General features: G+C 61.0%; 19 protein-coding genes. 4 read left to right on the forward strand and 15 right to left on the reverse strand.

Annotation, left to right across the window (positions count from 1 at the left end; all coding sequences use genetic code 11):
- Positions 1–10 precede the first annotated feature (10 nt).
- Complete coding sequence (locus AOG28_RS12760; RefSeq protein ID WP_054556678.1) at positions 11–1195, reverse strand: hypothetical protein; 1185 nt, start codon at positions 1193–1195, stop codon at positions 11–13.
- A 654-nt stretch (positions 1196–1849) separates the two neighbouring features.
- Here AOG28_RS12760 and AOG28_RS12765 point away from each other — a divergent pair.
- A complete protein-coding gene (locus tag AOG28_RS12765) occupies positions 1850–2434 on the forward strand; it encodes a superoxide dismutase (protein WP_043334256.1) in 585 nt (194 codons plus the stop codon).
- 439 nt (positions 2435–2873) lie between these two features.
- Positions 2874–3995, forward strand: coding sequence for an alcohol dehydrogenase family protein (locus AOG28_RS12770; protein ID WP_054556679.1), 1122 nt, complete (start codon positions 2874–2876; stop codon positions 3993–3995).
- 196 nt (positions 3996–4191) lie between these two features.
- Here AOG28_RS12770 and AOG28_RS12775 read toward each other — a convergent pair whose 3' ends face one another.
- From AOG28_RS12775 to mtnA, 3 genes are all read right to left on the reverse strand, one after another.
- Positions 4192–5478, reverse strand: a complete 1287-nt coding sequence (locus AOG28_RS12775) for a nucleotide sugar dehydrogenase (RefSeq protein ID WP_054556680.1) — start codon at positions 5476–5478, stop codon at positions 4192–4194.
- A gap of 3 nt (positions 5479–5481) precedes the next feature.
- Positions 5482–6366 carry a UTP--glucose-1-phosphate uridylyltransferase GalU gene (galU, locus tag AOG28_RS12780; RefSeq protein WP_054556681.1) on the reverse strand — a complete coding sequence of 295 codons (885 nt, stop codon included), beginning with the start codon at positions 6364–6366 and terminating at the stop codon, positions 5482–5484.
- 185 nt (positions 6367–6551) lie between these two features.
- Complete coding sequence (gene mtnA / locus AOG28_RS12785) at positions 6552–7736, reverse strand: S-methyl-5-thioribose-1-phosphate isomerase (protein WP_082388766.1); 1185 nt, start codon at positions 7734–7736, stop codon at positions 6552–6554.
- 225 nt (positions 7737–7961) lie between these two features.
- On the opposite strand from mtnA, the gene ubiG reads away from it, so the two are divergent.
- A complete protein-coding gene (gene ubiG / locus AOG28_RS12790) occupies positions 7962–8723 on the forward strand; it encodes a bifunctional 2-polyprenyl-6-hydroxyphenol methylase/3-demethylubiquinol 3-O-methyltransferase UbiG (RefSeq protein ID WP_197738737.1) in 762 nt (253 codons plus the stop codon).
- Positions 8724–8725: 2 nt separating this feature from the next.
- On the forward strand, positions 8726–9406 hold the full coding sequence (locus AOG28_RS12795; RefSeq protein WP_054556733.1) for an HAD-IA family hydrolase: 681 nt from the start codon (positions 8726–8728) through the stop codon (positions 9404–9406).
- A 227-nt stretch (positions 9407–9633) separates the two neighbouring features.
- On the opposite strand, the gene AOG28_RS12800 is transcribed toward AOG28_RS12795, so the two are convergent.
- The 11 genes from AOG28_RS12800 to ruvC form a co-directional block, all read right to left on the reverse strand.
- Positions 9634–10398: a YciK family oxidoreductase gene (locus AOG28_RS12800; RefSeq protein ID WP_054556682.1), complete on the reverse strand. Its 765-nt coding sequence runs from the start codon at positions 10396–10398 to the stop codon at positions 9634–9636.
- A gap of 209 nt (positions 10399–10607) precedes the next feature.
- Positions 10608–11393: a tol-pal system protein YbgF gene (ybgF, locus tag AOG28_RS12805; protein WP_054556683.1), complete on the reverse strand. Its 786-nt coding sequence runs from the start codon at positions 11391–11393 to the stop codon at positions 10608–10610.
- A 138-nt stretch (positions 11394–11531) separates the two neighbouring features.
- Complete coding sequence (gene pal, locus AOG28_RS12810) at positions 11532–12041, reverse strand: peptidoglycan-associated lipoprotein Pal (protein WP_054556684.1); 510 nt, start codon at positions 12039–12041, stop codon at positions 11532–11534.
- Between the two features lie 70 nt (positions 12042–12111).
- Complete coding sequence (tolB, locus tag AOG28_RS12815; protein WP_054556685.1) at positions 12112–13404, reverse strand: Tol-Pal system beta propeller repeat protein TolB; 1293 nt, start codon at positions 13402–13404, stop codon at positions 12112–12114.
- Complete coding sequence (gene tolA, locus AOG28_RS12820) at positions 13401–14600, reverse strand: cell envelope integrity protein TolA (RefSeq protein ID WP_082388768.1); 1200 nt, start codon at positions 14598–14600, stop codon at positions 13401–13403. Before tolA ends, tolB begins: the two co-directional genes overlap by 4 nt.
- A gap of 3 nt (positions 14601–14603) precedes the next feature.
- Positions 14604–15050: a protein TolR gene (tolR, locus tag AOG28_RS12825; RefSeq protein WP_054556687.1), complete on the reverse strand. Its 447-nt coding sequence runs from the start codon at positions 15048–15050 to the stop codon at positions 14604–14606.
- Positions 15051–15064: 14 nt separating this feature from the next.
- A complete protein-coding gene (gene tolQ, locus AOG28_RS12830) occupies positions 15065–15742 on the reverse strand; it encodes a protein TolQ (protein WP_054556734.1) in 678 nt (225 codons plus the stop codon).
- A gap of 135 nt (positions 15743–15877) precedes the next feature.
- Entirely contained in the window at positions 15878–16312 is a 435-nt protein-coding gene (ybgC, locus tag AOG28_RS12835; protein WP_054556688.1) for a tol-pal system-associated acyl-CoA thioesterase, read from the reverse strand.
- Positions 16309–17352, reverse strand: coding sequence for a Holliday junction branch migration DNA helicase RuvB (gene ruvB, locus AOG28_RS12840; RefSeq protein WP_043333609.1), 1044 nt, complete (start codon positions 17350–17352; stop codon positions 16309–16311). Before ruvB ends, ybgC begins: the two co-directional genes overlap by 4 nt.
- Before the next feature lie 240 nt (positions 17353–17592).
- Positions 17593–18207 (reverse strand): Holliday junction branch migration protein RuvA, encoded by a 615-nt coding sequence (gene ruvA, locus AOG28_RS12845; protein WP_054556689.1) that lies wholly within the window; start codon positions 18205–18207, stop codon positions 17593–17595.
- A gap of 312 nt (positions 18208–18519) precedes the next feature.
- A complete protein-coding gene (gene ruvC / locus AOG28_RS12850) occupies positions 18520–19098 on the reverse strand; it encodes a crossover junction endodeoxyribonuclease RuvC (RefSeq protein WP_054556690.1) in 579 nt (192 codons plus the stop codon).
- Positions 19099–19327 lie beyond the last annotated feature (229 nt).

The following is a 19327-nucleotide window of genomic DNA, read 5'->3' on the forward strand; positions in this document are numbered from 1 at the left end:
CTGCGCCGGCTCAGCGACGTTCCAGTCGACTGACGCGCTGCTCAAGCTCAGATACCTGGCCCAGCAGCGACGCGACACGGCCACTCAGCTGACGGCGGCTGGCATCCAGCGAGCGCAACTGCTCTCGCGTGTCCTCTGACGCCCCCTGTGAGTTGGCCTCCAGACCGGCACTGAGCGCTGTCTGCTGACGGCGCAGCTCACCCAGCTGGGAGTCCAGTGAGCGTTGCGCGGTTTCAAGCGCTGCCAGCTCGTCAAGCGGCGCGAAACGGCCCTTGAGCTTGATGGCCAGTTCATCGCCATCAGCGGCGGCCACCGGCTCCGGCAGTGCCTTCAGCGTCTCGCTCAGTTGCTGCTGCGATTGCTGCAAGTCACGCGTCTGGGTCTGTTGCGTGGCCAGGTCCGTCTTGAGTGCCGTGAGGCGAGTCTCGAGCGAGGCCAACTGCTCGGCGCTATTGTTCTCAATATCGCTCTGCAAGCTCTCGATGCGGGTAGCCAGCGCGTCCAGGGTGCTGGAGGTCTTGTCCACCAGCGGCTCGAGGTGCTCAAGCGTGGCCGACTGGGCATCCAGACGCGCGCCCAGCGCTGCACGGCCATCACGGCTGAGGGATTCCAGTGCCGCCATCGAGCCTTGCAGCGCCGTGATCAGGGTCGCGTGATTGTCATCTGTCTGGGCAAGCGTCGTGACGCGACCATCCAGATGTTCAAGCGCCTCGTCCATGGCGGTCAGACGCTCTTGAGCGCCATCCGCGTCCTTCGCCACCTTGTCTTCCAGTGTCTCGAGGCGCGCGACGGCCTCACTCGACAGGGACGCCTTGTCCTCCTGCAGGGTGGTCAGCGCCGGCACGACAGTGTCATTCAACTGGCTGTCCAGGGCGCTGAGTTGCTCACCCAGTGCATCACGCAGTTCGCTCAGGCGCTCATCGCCCTGCTGCTCAAGCTGGGACACGGAACGTTCGAGCTGGCTGACACGCGCGCCGAGCTGATCGCGTTGATCGCCCCCGAGGGTCTGCAGGTCATGCAGCTGCCACTGTTGCCAGCCCACCACGCCCCCCAGGGCGAGGAGGCAAAGCCACGTCGGCCAGCGTCTGGGCGCGGGGGGACGGGTGTGATGCACGCCAAGCGCATCGTCGGGACGCGCGACCAGCGCATCGTCCGGTGAGTCATTGAGAGACGGTTCAGCGTTGTGCGGCCGCATTCTGGCTCCAGGTCCGGCAAACGATCAGCAGCGAAAGGTTCAGCGCAGCATCTTCAGGGCGGCGCAAGACGACCGGAAGTGCGCTTTTTCGCCTTGCTGTATAAAAATACAGTCATGCAGGTTCTGCAAAAGATAAGTCACGGTTCACGTACAGGAAATCGAGTCTAACAGCTGACCTCGGTCATCTCATCAGGTTCCCGCCACGGCCCGTCATCGTGGGCAGAGTGGCAGGAATGTGGCAAAAGTCTGGCAATGAACGTGAGCCCTACAAGACGCTTGAGAGGATCCCGCGGTCAGTGCCCACCAGCGTTGGCCTGTCGGTGTCTGGGTGCTATAGTGCCAGACACTGCGATACGCGCAGCCTCTGTCTTCGTAGCTATCTGGATTCACAAGGTTTTTCACGCTGATTGCACATTTCATGCGCGTAGCCACGGCATGAAGGATGCACGGCGAGTCATGCACTTTCGCCCTTGCCCGCTGCCTGAGCGGGTGGCCAGTTTCAGGGCCGGGAGTGATACTGGTCGCGGAGCTTGAGTCTGTGCTTGTCTGACCCTCTTCCATCGCGCGATGGCAGGTCAGGCATTGAAATACTCAGCCCCAAGCCCCACGAAGGCAGAGTACGACCCAATTGGTGAGGAAAAGGAGCTGATCCCCATGGCATTTGAACTTCCAGCACTGCCGTACGAAAAGAACGCACTCGAGCCAACCATCTCTGCCGAGACCCTTGAGTACCATTACGGCAAGCATCACCAAGCCTACGTCACCAAGCTGAACAGCATGGTCGAAGGCACTGCTGACGCAGAAAAATCTCTCGAAGAGATCATCCAGAGCGCCCAGGGTGGTCTGTTCAACCAGGCAGCTCAGGTGTGGAACCACACCTTCTACTGGCACTGCCTGTCCCCGAATGGTGGTGGCGAGCCGTCCGGCCCGCTGGCAGACGCCATCGTGGCCAAGTGGGGCTCCGTTGCTGACTTCAAGGAAGCCTTCAACACTTCCGCCGCTGGCAACTTCGGTTCCGGTTGGACCTGGCTGGTCAAGAACGCCCAGGGCGAGCTGGAAATCGTCAACACTGACGACGCTGACACCCCGATCGCCAAGTCTGGTCAGACTCCTCTGCTGACCGTCGACGTCTGGGAGCACGCCTACTACGTCGACTACCGCAACGCGCGTCCGAAGTACCTGGAAAGCATCTGGAACATCATCAACTGGGAATTCGCTGCACAGAACTTCGCAGCCTGAGCTTTTCCAGATTGAATTTGGCTAGATCGAGATTGGCTAGCCTCAGGAGGCCGAGTCGTTTACCGCTCGAGACTCCAGCTGAGCCAAGGCATTCAACGTCACCCTGATATGACGCCTGGATGCCCCGCTCTGAAAACCCCGCCACCTGGCGGGGTTTTTTTCGTTCAAGACAACGTCACCCAGCCACGAGCCTGCTACACGAAAGGCTTGGCTACGCTGTATGCACCACCAGGAGAAGAACCTCGTCTGTCGACTTGCAAATGACGGCGGTGCCCCTACCTAATGACTGATAAGGAGAACGTATGCTCTACCTCGTTGCGTACCCTTGATCGCTCACAGGGATTCGACGACAAGAGACTCGACGACATTGTTGGCACACACTGCTTGAAATGCATTCTTTGACTGCCTGAAATACATACTTGGAAAAAAGGGAATACCGATGCCCACTGACACCTCGACCTCCTCACTGCCCGACTCCATGCTGGCGATCGTGACCACCGGCCATGGGGGTTATGAATGCCTCGAGACGCAGCAGCGCCCGGTGCCGACACCCGGTGAAGGCGAGGTGCTGATCAAGGTGCTGGCGGCTGGCATGAACAACACCGAGATCAATACGCGTCTGGGCTGGTATTCCTCCACGATCACTACCGCGACCCAACAGGCCAGCAGCGTGCATGACAACGCGGATGCAGACGCGACGACCGACAAGCCGGCGCCGCCGGAAGGTGGCTGGAAGGGAGAGACGCCCTTCCCCCTGATACAGGGCACGGATTGCTGTGGCGAGGTGGTGGCATTGGGCCCGAATGCGGATGCCAGCCTGCTGGGCAAGCGCGTGCTGGTACGCTCCTGCATGCGCAGCGAGGGCTGGGACTCACTGGAGAATGAATGGATGGGCTCCGACTTCGACGGCGCCTTCGCGCAATTCGTCAGCGTGCGCGCCAGTGAAGTGTTCGCGGTGGACTGTGACTGGAGCGACGTCGAGCTTGGCTCCCTGCCCTGTGCCTACGGCACGGCGGAGAACATGCTCGAACAGGCAGAGCTCAAGGCGGGCGAGCGTGTGCTGATTCTGGGCGCCTCGGGCGGGGTCGGTTCCGCTGCTCTGCAGCTGGCCAAGCGCCGCGGCGCGACGGTGTATGCCGTGGCGGGCGTCGCCAAGCATGAGGCTCTTGCAGAACTTGGCGCCGACAAGCTTCTGGACCGCAAGGCCGACCTGCTCGAGCTGCTGGGCCACGAAAGCGTCGACCTGGTGGTCGACAACGTCGCGGGCGACAACTTCCCGGTCATGATGAAGTTGCTTGCGCGTGGCGGCCGTCTGGTGACCACCGGCGCCATCGCCGGCCCGATGGTGACGCTGGACCTGCGCGATCTTTACCTCAAGAACCTGCACCTGCTGGGCACCACTGCCTGGTGTGAAGCCACCTTCCCCAATCTTATCCGCTATGTGGAGCAAGGCGAGATTCGCCCGCTGATCGCGGCCAGCTTCCCGTTGACCGAGATCGTCACTGCCCAACAGCAGTTTCTGAGCAAGGGCCACGTGGGCAAGTTCGTGCTCGAGCCCTGAGCCTGAGACAGCCTGTCGGTCATCATGAAAAGCGTGGCGCTCTAGATTTCAAACCTGAGCCCCACGACAGAAAGCCCTCATCCGGAACCGGATGAGGGCTTTTGCATACTGAGCACGCAAGGGTCAGCCTGAAGGAGCGTCAGTCTGAGAGAACATCAACTTCAGAGCCCGTGAGACTGACCCACCGAGTTGCCCATCAGGGGCTGGCACGGCGGCCGATGCCGCGATAGACCAGTCCCTGGCTTGCCACGTAACGCGGGTCGAAGATGTTGCGACCATCGAGCACCAGACCCGCGCCTAGTTCACGTTTCAGACGCTGCCAGTCCGGGTTCCAGTAGCACTTCCACTCGGTGACCAGCATCAGGGCATCAGCGCCCTCCAGGGCGTCATACATGTTGCCATCGACCAGCTCCAGCAACGGATGCGCACCACAGGCCTCCCCCAGCGCCGACAAGGCCGCGGGATCATGCACGCGAACGCGCACGCCCTGGGCCCACAGCGCCTCAAGCAGAGTCAAGACCGGCGCATGGTCGATACGCGCGGTACCCGGCTTGAAGGCCGCGCCCCAGATCGCCACGGTACGACCGCGCAATTCACCATCGAAGTGCTGCCACAGCTTGCGGAACAGCGTCTCCTTCTTGGCCTCGTTGATGTCGAGCACATGCTCGAGCAACATCGATTCCCGCCCTGTCTGGTGCTGGACATCGGCCAGACGCATCAGATCACGCGAGAAGTTCGGGCCACCGAACCCACAACCCGGATAGAGATAGCCGAAGCCGATACGCGGGTCGGCGCCCATGCCCTGACGCACATATTCCACATCGACGCCGAGGGAGTCGGACAGACCCGCCACTTCGTTCATGTAGCTGATACGCGTCGCGAGCATGCCGTTGATGGCCAGCTTGGTCAGTTCGGCGGCGCGGCGCGGCATGATCTGGAAGACATCTTCACGCCGGTTGAAGGCACGCAGCAGCTCCTGCACCCGCAGGGTGGCAGGTTCCGCTTCACTGCCCAGCAACCAGCGGGCCGGACGCTCGAAGGTGGCCAGTGAACGGCCCTCCTCCAGCATGTCCGGCAAGGCGACGGCGTACTGGTCGTCACGCGGCAGCAACGCCTCGAAACGCTCGGTCGTGCCCACCGGGAAGGTCGAGTTGTTGACCAGCACCAGCGGCTCATCCAGGGTCACCACCAGCTGCTCGACACGGCTCAGCGCGCTTTCGCGCTGGTCCGGCGAGACGGCGATCCAGTGGATATCGATGCGCCGCAGTGACTCGAGGTCCTCGATGAGAGTGAGATCGCCCCTCTCCCGATGGCGATCAAGACGTTCGCGCAGGCCTGGCTCACTGTTCAACCAGTCGACGCGTTCCAGGGCAGCCCAGTCCATGTCCTCATGTGGCCACCACCAGACACGGTGACCCACGCTCGCCAGAGCGGCGCTGGCCGTTGCCGCCGCCAGTTCGCTTCCGTGCACCAGCACCTGCATGGCTTATTTCTCCTGGTAGCGAGTCAGCAGCTCGCGGAAGCCTTCACCGAAGGTCGGGTGACGCTTGGCGAAGGAAAGAGTCGCTTCAAGATAGCCCAGCTGGTGGCCGCAATCGTAGGTATCACCGGCCATGCGGTAGGCCGCGACGGCCTTGTCGTCACGCAGGGTGTCGATAGCATCGGTCAGCTGGATCTCACCACCCGCGCCCGGCGGAGTGTTCTCCAGAAGCTCGAAGATACGGCCCGGCAACAGATAACGGCCGATGACCGCCAGGGTCGACGGCTCGGTGCCCGGGGCCGGCTTTTCGACCATGCCATTGATCAGGGCGGACTTGCCGGCTTCCGGCGTGTCACCGTCGATCGCGACGATACCGTACTTGTAGGCCATGTCCTGCGGGACATTCTCGACCATGATCTGGGCGGCGTTGGTGGCTTCGTAGGCCTCCATCATGCGCGCCAGGTCATTCTTCTCGAGCCCTTCGCCATCGACCAGCACGTCCGGCAACATGACGATGAACGGCTCATCACCGACGATCGGCTTGGCACACAGCACGGCGTGGCCCAGGCCCAGCGGCTCCGGCTGGCGCACGCTGATGATCTTGACGTCATCCGGGATGATGTTACGCAGCTGTTCGAGCAGCTCGAGCTTGCCCTTGGCTTCCAGGGTGGTTTCCAGCTCGAAGTGCTTGTCGAAGTGGTTCTCGATGGCATTCTTGCTGGAATGGGTGACCAGCACGATTTCCTTGATACCGGCTGCGACCGCTTCTTCCACCACATATTGGATCACCGGCTTGTCGACGATGGTGATCATTTCCTTGGGGATGGCCTTGGAGGCCGGGAGGCAACGTGTGCCGAGACCGGCAACAGGCAGAACAGCCTTGCGTATCATGTAGCGTCTTCCTTGTGTCTATGTCGTGGTGAAGCCCGTCGAAGGACCTCCACCGGGTTACTGTCGTCGAAGCCAATCAACGACCATCCTTCATCATAGGCAGAGATTATGCCAGTTTGATCAAGGAGTGCGAAATTCCTGCACTATCCGAGGCTTGGTAAACGCTACCACCCTGTGAAACGCCATCAGCGGCGCATGGCGCGCCCGAGCAGCGCACCGACACTGTCGCTATCGGGCGACTCTACCACGCCATGTTCGGTGACGATGGCATCAATATACTCATGCGGTGTGACATCAAAGACCGGATTGAAGACATCGATATCCTGCGGCGCGATCTGACGACCGCCCGCCTCGCGCAGCTCGGCGGCGTCGCGCGTCTCGATGGGGATGTCCGCGCCACTGGCCAGGCTGCCATCGAAGGTGGCCAGCGGGGCCACCACCATGACCTTGATGCCGTGGGCGCGCGCCTGAACGGCCAGCGAGAAGGTACCGATCTTGTTGGCCGTGTCGCCGTTGGCGGCAATGCGGTCCGCGCCGACGATCAACCAGCGCACCCCTTCCGGCGTCCGGACACCCTGCTGCATGATCAGCGAGGCTGCGCCTTCCACGGCCAGACGCGCGGGAATCTTCTCCTGCACCAGCTCCCACGCCGTCAGGCGAGAGCCTTGCCACCAGGGACGCGTCTCGTTGACATGCACACGGCCGAGAATGCCCTGGGCGTAGGCGGTACGAATCACGCCCAACGCCGTGCCGTGGCCGCCGGTGGCCAGCGCGCCGGTATTGCAGTGGGTCATGACCTCGCACCGCGTCTCGCATTGCGAGAGAGAGGCCGCAATCACCTGAGCGCCAAACTCGGCCATGCGCAGATTGTCGTCCAGATCCTGCTCATGAATGCGCACGGCCTCCTTCAGCAAGGCCTCATACGGGGCCTGCGACCGGGTGGCGTGTGCGGCAATCACCGTGCGCATGCGATCCAACGCCCAGAACAGGTTGACCGCTGTCGGGCGCGAGGCAGCCAGCACATCACAGGCGCTGGCCAGGCGTGACTGCCAGACTCCGCCCTCGCGGTTGATGACGAAAGCCTCCAGCGCCACGCCATAGGCGGCGGCGATCCCGATGGCCGGTGCACCGCGGACCACCATGTCGGTAATGGCAGTCGCGACCCCGCGTGCATCCTCGAGCAGCACCTCGCGGGTCTCACCCGGCAGCAGGCGCTGGTCGAGCAGTGCAAGCTTCACCGCCGGCTGAGTGATATCAGAAGTGACATCATGAGTGACGTCAGCGCTGGCATCGGGCGGGGTGCCTGCCGTGTCTTCTTCCCGCGACGCACACTCTTGCTGGCTTACCCAGCGAATCGGAACCAGGCTCATGACCACTCCCCGTTGCTACATGACAATAATGACGACTGGTCATCGCGCGTGGCGCGACGCCCCGCCCCATCGTAACGCAAGTGCCCGTCATGATGAGTTTTTTGCGCTGGACGCTGACCCGCGACGGCAGTCGGATTAGAATGGTGGAATCGTGCCCGAGGGTAAGGTGCCTGTACAGGCCTGCCACTTCCCGAACAGCACTTCCGTAACGGTAAGGATGCAAAGATGAGCGATAACGACACCCAGCAAGATGCCCAGCCCCAGGACCATCTGGGCAATGTCGATGCCAGCGAGATCGCCAAGTTCTCGGCATTGGCCAGTCGCTGGTGGGACCGTGACAGTGAATTCAAGCCGCTGCATGACATCAATCCGTTGCGGGTCGACTATATCGACACCCACGCTGGCCTGGCAGGCAAGCGAGTGATCGACGTCGGCTGCGGCGGCGGCATTCTCTCCGAAGCCATGGCGCATCGTGGCGCCCAGGTGACGGGCATCGACATGGGTGAGGCGCCGCTGTCCGTTGCCCGCCTGCATCAGCTGGAGTCCGGTGTCGAGGTGGACTATCGCCAGACCACCGCCGAAGCCGCCGCAGAAGAGATGGCCGGCCAGTTCGACGTCGTCACCTGTCTGGAAATGCTCGAGCACGTGCCGGACCCATCCTCGGTGATCGCGGCCTGCGCACGGCTGGTCAAGCCCGGCGGCATGGTGTTCTTCTCGACCATCAACCGCAATCCCAAGGCGTATGCCTTCGCGATTCTCGGCGCGGAATATGTGCTGCAGATGCTGCCGCGTGGCACACACGAGTATCGCAAGTTCATCCGTCCGGCCGAGCTGGGTCGCTGGACCCGCGATGCGGGCCTCAAGATGGAAGGCTCCACCGGCATGACCTACAACCCGCTGACGCGCAAATATCGCCTGAATTCCTCCGACCTGACCGTCAACTATCTGATGCACACGCGTCGCCCGACCGAGGAAGAGCTTGCGTGAGCCTGCCGGCAGCGCTACCTCGTCCCGCCGCCTTGATCTTCGATCTCGATGGCACCCTGGTGGACACCGCGCCAGACCTGGCGCGCGCCACCAATGAGCTGCGTCAGCATCACACCCTGCCGGCGCTGGACTACGACGTGATTCGCGCCGAAGTCTCGCATGGTGGCAGCGCTCTGGTGACCCTGGCCCTAGGCCATGAGCTCGATCACCCCGAGCATGCCAGCGAGCGCACTCGCCTACTGGAATTCTATGCCCGTGATGTCGCGGCTCACAGTGTGCTGTTCCCGGGCTATGACGCCCTGATCGAGATCTGTCAGCGCGCAGGCCTGCCGTGGGGCATCGTGACCAACAAGCCCCGTCAGTTCGCCGAGCCGCTGATCGCCGCGCTCGAGCTCACGCCCGGCTGCCTGCTGTGTGCCGATGACCTGCCGGTCAAGAAGCCGCATCCAGAGCCGCTGTGGGAGGCGGCACGCTGCCTCGGTGTCGACGCCTCCGAATGCTGGTATCTGGGGGATCACGGCCGTGACATGCAGGCGGCGCGCGCGGCGGGCATGCTGGCGGTCGCGGTGCGCTACGGTTATGTCCGCGAAGGCGACGATGTAGACGCCTGGCCTGCCGATGTGTGGTTTGACACCTCGGAAGAAGTCATCAATGCCGCGTTGCGGGCAGCAGACCTGCGCTGACCGAGCGACACGGACACAGCTCGCACGAAGCTCGCACAAACCAGCCCCCACGAGCGAGTGATGCGCAGATGAATATCAGAAGATAGACACAAGCCGCTAGAAACAAACAGCTAGACACAAGAACGCCGACGGCCAATGCCGTCGGCGTTCTTGTTGCGGGGTATGGCGACTGACCCGCCTGGCGGCGTCCCTCGTCATCCAGTGAGGAGATGACAGCTGACAATGGCTCAGACTTTCGGCGGCTGAGCGTCGAACATCTCGCCGGTATGACCACGACTGTCCGGCCCCATCAACCACAGATAGGTCGGCATGATGTCGGCGGGCGTACGCAGGGTATCGGGGTCTTCGGCCGGAAACGCCGACTTGCGCATCGGGGTTCGCGTCCCACCGGGATTGAGCGTATTGACGCGCACCTGGCTGGTATTCTCCAGTTCCTGAGCCAACATCTGCGAGAAGCCTTCCGTAGCGAACTTGGAGACACTGTAGGCGCCCCAGAAGGCACGCCCCTTGCGCCCGACACTGGAGCTTGTCAGCACGACGGAGGCATCCTTCGAGGCCTTGAGCAACGGTAGCAATGCCTGGACCATCCAGATAGGGCCATTGATATTGACCTGCATGACCTGCTCCCACAGCGCCGGATCATACTGCTCGAACGGAGTGATCTTGCCCAGCAGGCTCGCGTTGTGCAGCAGGCCATCCAGACGACCGAACTCGCTGTGCAGGGTATCAGCCATCTGCTGATAATCCTTGAGGGATGCCCCTTCGAAGTTGAGCGGATAGATGGCCGGTTGTGGTGCCCCCAATGCCTCGATCTCGTCGTAGACTTCTTCCAGCTTGGCAATGGTTCTGCCCAGCAATATCACCGTCGCCCCATGGCGCGCGTATTCGACTGCCGCTTCACGCCCAATGCCGGACCCCGCCCCGGTCACCAGAATGATCCGCCCTTTCAGCATGTCGTCCGGGGCCTGATAGTCGATCTTGCACTCTGCCATGGTGATATCCCTGTCTGAGATCTGTCGTCAACCGCCGATGAGAGTCACTGTCTCTTCACCGACATTATTACTTGCTCGGCCACATGAAGCGCGCCCGGGTTGCCTGCCGATGGCATGAGGCGCCGAGCGCCACATAACACAAAGCCCGCACCTGGTAGAATACCAAGCGCGGGCTTTGGGGAATACAGGTGGCCAATGGCCACGGGCACTCAGGCGCCGGAGGACAGGAAGTCCTTGGCCATGGTGCCAGCCTTGCTGTCCGGATACTGCTGGACCAGCTTCTCGAGCAAGGAGCGACTTTCCTGCGCCTTGCCTTGACGCGCCTTGACCAGACCCAGCTTGTACATCGCATCCGGCACCTTGCTGGATTGCGAGAATTCGCTGATCACGGTGTCGAAGGCCTGGGCAGAAGCATCCAGCTGGTTCTTGGCCGAATACAGCTCGCCCAGCCAGTAATGGGCATTGGCTGCGAGGTTGGAATCCCCATGGTCGACCACGAAGGCTTCAAAGGCGACAATGGCACCGTCGAAGTCGCGAGACTGCACCTTGGCGAAGGCATTCTCGTAATCCTTCTGGGCAGCTGCACCGCTGTCGGCATTGCTGGCGCCATTGGTGCTGGCTGCACCACCGGCACTTGCGCCGCCAGTGACTGCCGTTGCTGCCTGTGAATCGACAACCTGACCGTTCTCCCCGGCGGAAGCGCCGCCAGAAACCCGCTGTTCCAGATCCAGGTAGCGTTGCTGTGACATCTCGGTCAGGCGCTTGAACTGGTATTCCAGCTCATCGATCCGGCCGCGAAGTCGGGCAATTTCCTGTGCCTGTTCGTCGAGTTGATTGAGAAGGGTCAGGGTGCCGCCGCCACTCAAACGAGTATTGGCCTGCTGATAGAGCGAGTTTGATTGCCCAGTGAGGTCCTCGACCGTCGGTGCGGCCAAAACGGACAACGGGAGCAACAAGGCTCCCGCACCGAACAACCCTTTCAGGCTGTGTTTCATGCTGTCGGCTCCGCCGAATCATCATGGTATCGCGCAAGCAAGCCCGGGGTTCAAGGTCACGCCTCTTGCCCGGGCCAGCTCAACACAAGTTTCTAGCGTCTCCGCGCCTCATTGAAGAGTCGCGGAGATGAACCGTACTTAGTAGTCGAAGACCACACGACGGTTCTTGGCATAGGAAGACTCGCCGTGGCCCTGGACTGCCGGACGCTCTTCACCGTAGGAGACGATCTCGATCTGTGACGGAGACACGCCCTGGACAGTCAGGAAGCGTGCGACAGACTTGGCACGACGCTCGCCCAGACCCAGGTTGTATTCACGAGTACCGCGCTCATCAGCGTGGCCTTCCAGAACGACATTGGCGCTGGTGTTGGCTTTCAGGTACTGAGCGTGACCCATCAGGACGCTTTCGAACTCAGGACGGATGGTGTCCTTGTTGAAGGCGAAGTAGATGGTACGCACGTCAGGCATGGTGGCGTTGCTCATCTGATTGGCGTTGCTGTTGGCACCAGTGTTCATGCCGGCAGTGTTCGCACCGCTGTTGGCTGAATCCATGTCGCCGTCCTGAGCGCCGCCGCTGCTGGAACAACCTGCCATGACGCTCAGGGACAGGGCAACCAACAGACCTTTTGCATACGGGGTGAACTGCATTGTGAAACTCCTTGCTCTAATGGGTACGAATGCCAAGCCTTTCTTGGTGGCTCAGTTGCATTCTAGTGGTTTAGTTCAGGAACGGCGACCACGCAGGTTCACGCACGTCGCCTTGTGCTGACGGCAGGGAGAATTGTGCCCTTCCGTCTGCCGACACCTGGCCCAGGACCCCGCGGGTTCCTTGCTGAGTGGCATATATCACCATAGTGCCATTCGGCGCAACACTTGGTGATTCATCCCACTGAGTATCGGTCAGGGAGGTAACCCGACCGCTCTTCAGATCTTGCTTGGCAACCTGATAACCGTTGCCTGCGCGGTTGATCATGAACAGGTTCTCTCCATCGGGTGAGATGCGCCCGCGGGAGTTGTAATTGCCGGTATATGTCACACGTTCCGTGCCGCCGGACAGATCAAGACGATAGATCTGTGGGGAGCCTGCACGATCAGAGGTGAACACCATACCGCTGCCATCCGGCAACCAATCCGGCTCGGTATCGATCGCAGGATTGTTGGTCAGACGCTGGAACTGACGGCTGGCAATATCCATCACATAGATTTCCGGCTGGCCATCCTTTGACAAGGCCATTGCCAGTTTACGTCCGTCCGGCGACCAGGCCGGGGCACCATTGATGCCTCGGAAACCTGTCAGTTTTGCACGACGACCACTGCCCAGTTCCTGCACATAGATAGCGGGACGTTCGGCTTCAAAACTGACATAGGCCAGCTTCTTGCCATCCGGCGACCATGCCGGTGACATGATCGGTTCATCGGAGGCCAGAATCTCCTGACTATTGTGGCCATCTGAATCCGCCACGTACAGGGCAAAACGAATATTGTCGCCAACACCATTGGCGGTAATGTATGCGATTTTTGTCGAGAAAGCACCGCGAATTCCAGTGATTTCCTCAAATATTTCATCGCTCATATAATGGCCGCGCGCGCGCAGCTCACCATTGCTTCCGGTGATGACTTCGCCAAGCATGCGCTTGTTGCCCAGCACATCCATCAGCTCATACTGGATGCTATAACCGCCATTGCTGGCCGTCTTTACCTGACCCACCACGAGGTAACTGGCCCCCAGACGCTTCCAGTCATTGACGAAGACGTCCTGCGTCGTGCCCGGCAACGCGATCAGATTGTCGCGCTTGATCGGGTCGAACTGGCCACTGCGCGCCAGGTCATCGGAGATGATGCGTGCGAGGTCCTGCGGCAGACTTCCCCCGGTCAGATTCTCGAACGGCACGACAGCGATAGGTGTGGCGCTGTCATTGCCCTTGGTGATCTCGATGGTCAGGTCAGCTCTTGCCATGCTGGTCACTGCCAGCAAGGCGGCTGCCATCATCCATGCGGTCAATCGTCTCATCGGCCCAGGTCCTCTGGATTGAAGTACAGGTTGAAGTTTCGGAACTGGCTCTTGGCGCCAGCCGGCAGGTCCTGCATCTCGGTAAACGGCGCGGCTTTCTGGATCGCCTGAATCGCGGAGCGATCAAAGGCGGCGTTACCACTGCTCTTGCTGACCGCTGCCGTTACCAATTCGCCTGTCGGCAACAATGACACTCTCAGCGTGACCGTCATACCGGGAACAGAGCCCGAGGGCCGATTCCAATTTTGTCCGACATACTTCTTGAGCAGGTTCTCGAAGCTGTTGGCAGCCTGAGCGGCCTGTTTGGCGCCGCTGATGGCGTCGCTTTCATTGTCTATCAGGCTATCCAGCGAACCGGCAGAGGCCTGCGCCGCTTTCTCGGCAAGTGCCTTCTGACGTGCGGCTTCAGCGGCTGCCTTCTTGCGCGCTTCTTCCGCCGCCTTGGCCTTGGCTGCCTTCTCCTTGGCGGCCTTGTCGGCTGCCGCCTTGGCCGCCTTTTCCTTCTCGGCCTTCTCCGCTGCTGCCTTGGCCTTGGCTGCCTTTTCGGCTTCCGCCTTCTTGGCTTCAGCGTCTGCCTTGGCCTTGGCCGCCTTCTCTGCTTCGGCTTTCTTGCGCGCTTCTTCTGCGGCTTTTTCCTTGGCGGCCTTTTCGGCATCCGCCTTGGCCTTGGCAGCCTTCTCGGCTTCCGCCTTCTTCAAGGCATCGGCCTTGGCCTGCTTTTCCGCTTCGGCTTTCTTGCGATCAAGAGCAATCGCCTTGGCTTCCTCTGCACGCCTGGCCGCTTCTGCCTTGGCCTTTTCGGCCGCCGCCTGCTCAGCCTTCAACTGCTTCGCTGCCTTGGCCTGCTCAGCCGCCTTTTGCTGTTGCACCTTCTGGGCAGCCGCCTTTTCCTCGGCGGCGCTGCGTTGCTGTTCCGCTGCAAGCTCTGCCTCTCTGGCCGCCTCTTCCTTGGCGCTCTGGCGCTGATCGGATTCTTCGGCCGCATCACGCGCCTTGCTGGACTTCGCCTGCTGGGCCTGATTGGTCGTGGTCTCGGTACTGACCAGTGTCGCGTTGACGATGGTGGTGTTGGTCTTCTCCGGTTCGGATTCTGGCCAACTCACCAGAGTCAGAATCAGGATGCCTAGGTGCAGGCCAACGGCCAGCACCACAGGCAATCCCAACCCGACCCGCTGTTCTATCTCTGGCTGACTCATCCATCAGCCCTCGGTCGGTGGTTCTGAAATCAGCCCGACATTGGGGACACCGGCACCCTGCAGCGTGCTCATCAGCCCCATGACATCGCCGTAGGGCGCCGTCTTGGCACCCTTGACCAGCACGGGCGTCTTGGGCTTCTCGGCCACGATGGACGCGACCTTGCTGCCCAGTTCATCCAGTGCCACCGGCGTGCGCTTGTCTTCATCCGACCCCAGATCGATGTAGTAATTGCCGCTATCGTCCAGCGAGACGATCAATGGCGTCACATCATCGGGATTGTCGATCGGCTTGGAGGTGACCTTGGGCAATTCGACCTGAACCCCCTGCGTCATCATCGGCGCGGTGATCATGAAGATGACCAGCAACACCAACATGACGTCGATGAAGGGCACCACATTGATCTCGGAGGACAGCTTGCGCTTGTGGCCTCTGCTATACGGTCCTTTCATTGACTCGCCTCCCTTCAAGCGTCGTTGCTGCCACGACCGTGCAGATTACGATGCAGAATGGAGTGAAGTTCTTCGGCGAAGTCTTCATAGCGACCCAGCAGCTGATCAGCACGGCTGGCCAGACGGTTGTAGAAGATGACGGCCGGGATTGCCGCGAACAGGCCCATGGCAGTCGCGACCAGTGCTTCGGCAATCCAGGGGGCGACGGTGGTCAGAGTTGCCTGCTGAGCCGTACCCAGTGCCTGGAAGGAGCCCATGATGCCCCACACGGTACCGAACAGGCCGACATAGGGGCTGACGGAGCTGACCGTGGCCAGAAACGGCAGGTGAATGTTCAGGCGCTCTTCTTCACGTGACAGCGTGACGCGCATGCTGCGTTGCACACCGTCCATCACCGCATCGGCATTGCTGGACTTGGGCTTGAGGCGGCTGTACTCGCGGAAGCCGGCACGGAAGACGCCAGAGGCTCCCGGGGTGGATTCTTCATCCGTCGGCAATTCACGATAGAGGTGATTGAGGTCGACCCCGGACCAGAAGCGCTTTTCAAAGGCCGCGTAAGCCTGCTTGGCACGGGACAATGCCATCCCGCGCTGAAAGATCACCACCCAGGATGCAATGGAAGCTGCCAGCAACAGCAACATGACTGCCTGAACGACCAGACTGGCGTTCACGAACAGCGAAATGATCGACATCGAATCTTCCACGGAAATCCCTCTTTACTTGGTTCAGTCTGTGCCACCGTCAATCAGTGACACGATAAATAATCTGTTCATCAGCCAGGCGTCTCGGCACCTGACTGGCAGCGGCCTCATCTGCGCCTTGCGATCTCAGACCTCAAGAGCCGCAAGCAATTCCCCGGGCCAGCGTCTGGGGCGCAAGGTCGTGGCATCGACGCAAGCGATCACGACTTCCGCTTCGCTCAAGATCTGCTCACCGCGCAGCGCCTGCTGGGTGAACGTCAAGCGTGCACCGCGCAAGGCGCCTGCCGTTGCCGTCACGGTCAGCAGGTCATCCAGATGCGCAGGACGAAGATAACGATTTGTTACACTGTGTACTACCAACTGAATGCCTTTTTCAAGCAAGGCTTGCTGCGTGAAGCCCTTCGCTCGCAACCATTCACTGCGCGCGCGCTCCATGAAGCGCAGATAATTCACGTAGTAGACGATGCCACCGGCATCAGTATCCTCGATGTAGACGCGCACAGTGTGGTGAAAACATGCAGCTTCACCCTTCAACGTATTTCCTGCGTCTTCAGATGTCATGACGCGTCATTTCCTTCCTGTCCCAGGCGCGCCTGCTCTTCACGTGGGGTGATCCCGAAGTGCAGATAGGCCGAGCGCGTGACCAGTCGCCCACGCGCCGTGCGCATCATGAAGCCCTGCTGAATCAGGTAGGGCTCCAGCACATCCTCGATGGTATCGCGCTCTTCCCCGATGGCCGCCGCCAGTGAATCGACCCCGACCGGCCCGCCATCGAACTTCTCGATCATCGCCAGCAGCAGTCGACGGTCCATGTGATCCAGGCCGTGGCTGTCGACATTGAGCATGTTGAGCGCCTTGTCGGCCACTTCCAGCGTCAAGCGACCATCCGAGCGCACTTCGGCGAAGTCACGCACCCGGCGCAGCAGGCGATTGGCGATACGCGGCGTGCCGCGGGAGCGACGCGCAATCTCCAGCGCCCCTTCCATCTCGACTTCCATGCCGGAAAGCCTGGCACTGCGCGCCACGATGTCGGTGAGTGACTCGATATCGTAGAACTCGAGGCGTTGGACGATGCCGAAGCGATCGCGCAGCGGCGCCGTCAGCAGTCCTGCACGCGTCGTCGCGCCCACCAGGGTGAATCGTGGCAGCTCAAGCTTGATCGAGCGGGCCGCGGGGCCTTCACCGATCATGATGTCGAGCTGATAATCTTCCATCGCCGGATAGAGCACTTCCTCGACGGCCGGTGACAGGCGGTGAATCTCGTCGATGAACAGGACATCGCCTTCCTGCAGGTTGGTCAGCATCGCTGCCAGGTCCCCTGCCCGTTCCAGCACCGGCCCGGAGGTCGACTTGATATCGACACTCATCTCGCTGGCGATGATATGCGCCAGCGTCGTCTTGCCGAGACCGGGCGGGCCGAAGACCAGGGTGTGATCCAGACTATCGCCTCGTCCTCGCGCGGCACTGATGAAGATTTCCATCTGCTCGCGGACGATGGGCTGTCCGATGTAGTCACTCAGCGTGCGTGGCCGGTTGGCGCGATCGATCCGCTCTTCCGGATCATGCGTCGCCGCGGAGATCAGTCGGTCCGACTCCATCATGATGCTTGCTCAACTCCTGATGACGCAGGTCACGCACATGACGCGGGTCATGGGCCATGAACGTGCGTCAGTGGCAGGTGGCAAGGTTTGCCAGGGCGGTGCAACGATCTAGCGCATCTGCGTTCAAGCGCGCACTTTCTACCCCAGTAACCTGCCAACCCCTAGTCAATAAATCCAATCACGATGCGCCGTTTCCTTCACGGAAACTATAGGGCGCATGTTTGCTGCCCTGGCGGGGCTTCAGCTGGCCATCTTGCGCGCCAGCGCCGCCTTGATGAGCGCTTCCGTGGAGGCACCGGTCTCGAGCCCGGAGAGCATCTTGGCCGCCTCGACAGGCTTGTAGCCCAGAGATACCAGCGCGGCTTCGGCATCCGCCAGAGGATGGGTGACCGGCGGTTGCGGCTGGGAGGCACGCGCCATTTCATCCAGCCCATCATCCGACGGCAGCGTCCAATGCTTGAGGCGATCACGCATCTCGATGATCAGGCGATCCGCCGTCTTCTTGCCGACGCCCGGCAATCGTGTCAGCGCCCGGCTGTCTTCATCGTGAACACAGCGAATGAAATCGGACTGCTCCATTCCCGACAGAATCGCTAGCGCCAGTCGCGGACCGACACCGGAGATCTTGATCAATTCACGGAACAGACGACGCTCGGGCTCCTTGCCGAAGCCATACAGCAACTGCGCGTCTTCGCGCACCACCAGGTGGGTGTAGAGCTGGCAATGTTCGCCCACGGACGGCAAGCCCAACAGGGTGTTCATCGAAGCTTCCAGTTCATAACCGACACCCTGTACATCAAGCACCAGCTGCGGCGGTTGTTTTTCCAGCAATGTCCCGGTCAGGCGTCCAATCATGTTGCGGCTGTCCTTGCTCGGCAGAGAACGTGTTCGGTGGGATCGTGCTGCTCGCAGACCCGATTCTCTGCACGGATTGTTACAATGCGGGCAAGCCTACCAAAGATGAAGCGTAGGCGGCATGTCCCAGTGTCACGACGAATTTGTCGCATCTTTCTGACAGTCATACCTTGGGTGATGGCACGAAGCCTGATGCCACGCGGCTTGGCGCATCACGCAATCGGCTGCTGTCAGGCTCGGCAGACACTCTACAAGTGACTGAAAAATCGCTATTAATTGAGCACAATACCGTATTTGTCGCTCAGCGGCATGTCAGGCGTCGGGCTCGAAGTCTCGCCAACTGCTGCTACGTCGCACGCGAGTTCCCTTGCGTCGACTGGTATTCCCCAACCCCAAGGCTTCCAGCTGATCATTGCCGGGCGTCAGGCGTCGACGCGCGAAACAATGCGTCAGGGCAATGGCCAGCGCATCGGCGGCATCGGCCTGCGGCGTGGCGGAGAGCTTGAGCGTATGCGTGACCATATGCTGCACCTGGGACTTCTCGGCGGCACCGGTACCGGTCACGGCCTGCTTGATCTGCCGCGGCCCATATTCGAACACCGGCAAGCCGTGATTGGCCGCACACACGATGGCAGCCCCGCGCGCCTGGCCTAGCTTGAGCGCCGAATCGGCGTTCTTGGACATGAAGACCTGCTCGATGGCGAATTCCGCGGGGCGATGCAGGGCGATCACCTCGCTGATACCGGCATAGATCTGCGCCAGGCGCTGATCCAGGCTGACCTGTGACATGCGAATGCAGCCACTGTCCACATAGCGAGGCTGAGCCGCAGAGGCATCCAATACCCCATACCCGGTCAGACGTGAGCCCGGGTCGATGCCAAGAATGATCATGCTGCCGCCTCGCTTCTCACACCTTGCGTCTTCGCTGTCGTCATCGCGCCATCGCCCTTACTGTGTATATAACCAGCCACCATGCCACAAAAAAGGCGGTGCGACACTGTCATGGCCTGACGTGAACGCCAGCAAACAGTCTCGCACCGCCTTGTCGGGCTTGCTCGCCCCTTTGCCTACCAGGCCAAAGGGGCAAACCTGCCACCGCGGAACCGCCCTTGTCTGATCA

Origin of the sequence: Cobetia sp. UCD-24C (assembly GCF_001306765.1) — a bacterium.
In the GTDB taxonomy this organism is placed as follows: domain Bacteria; phylum Pseudomonadota; class Gammaproteobacteria; order Pseudomonadales; family Halomonadaceae; genus Cobetia; species Cobetia amphilecti.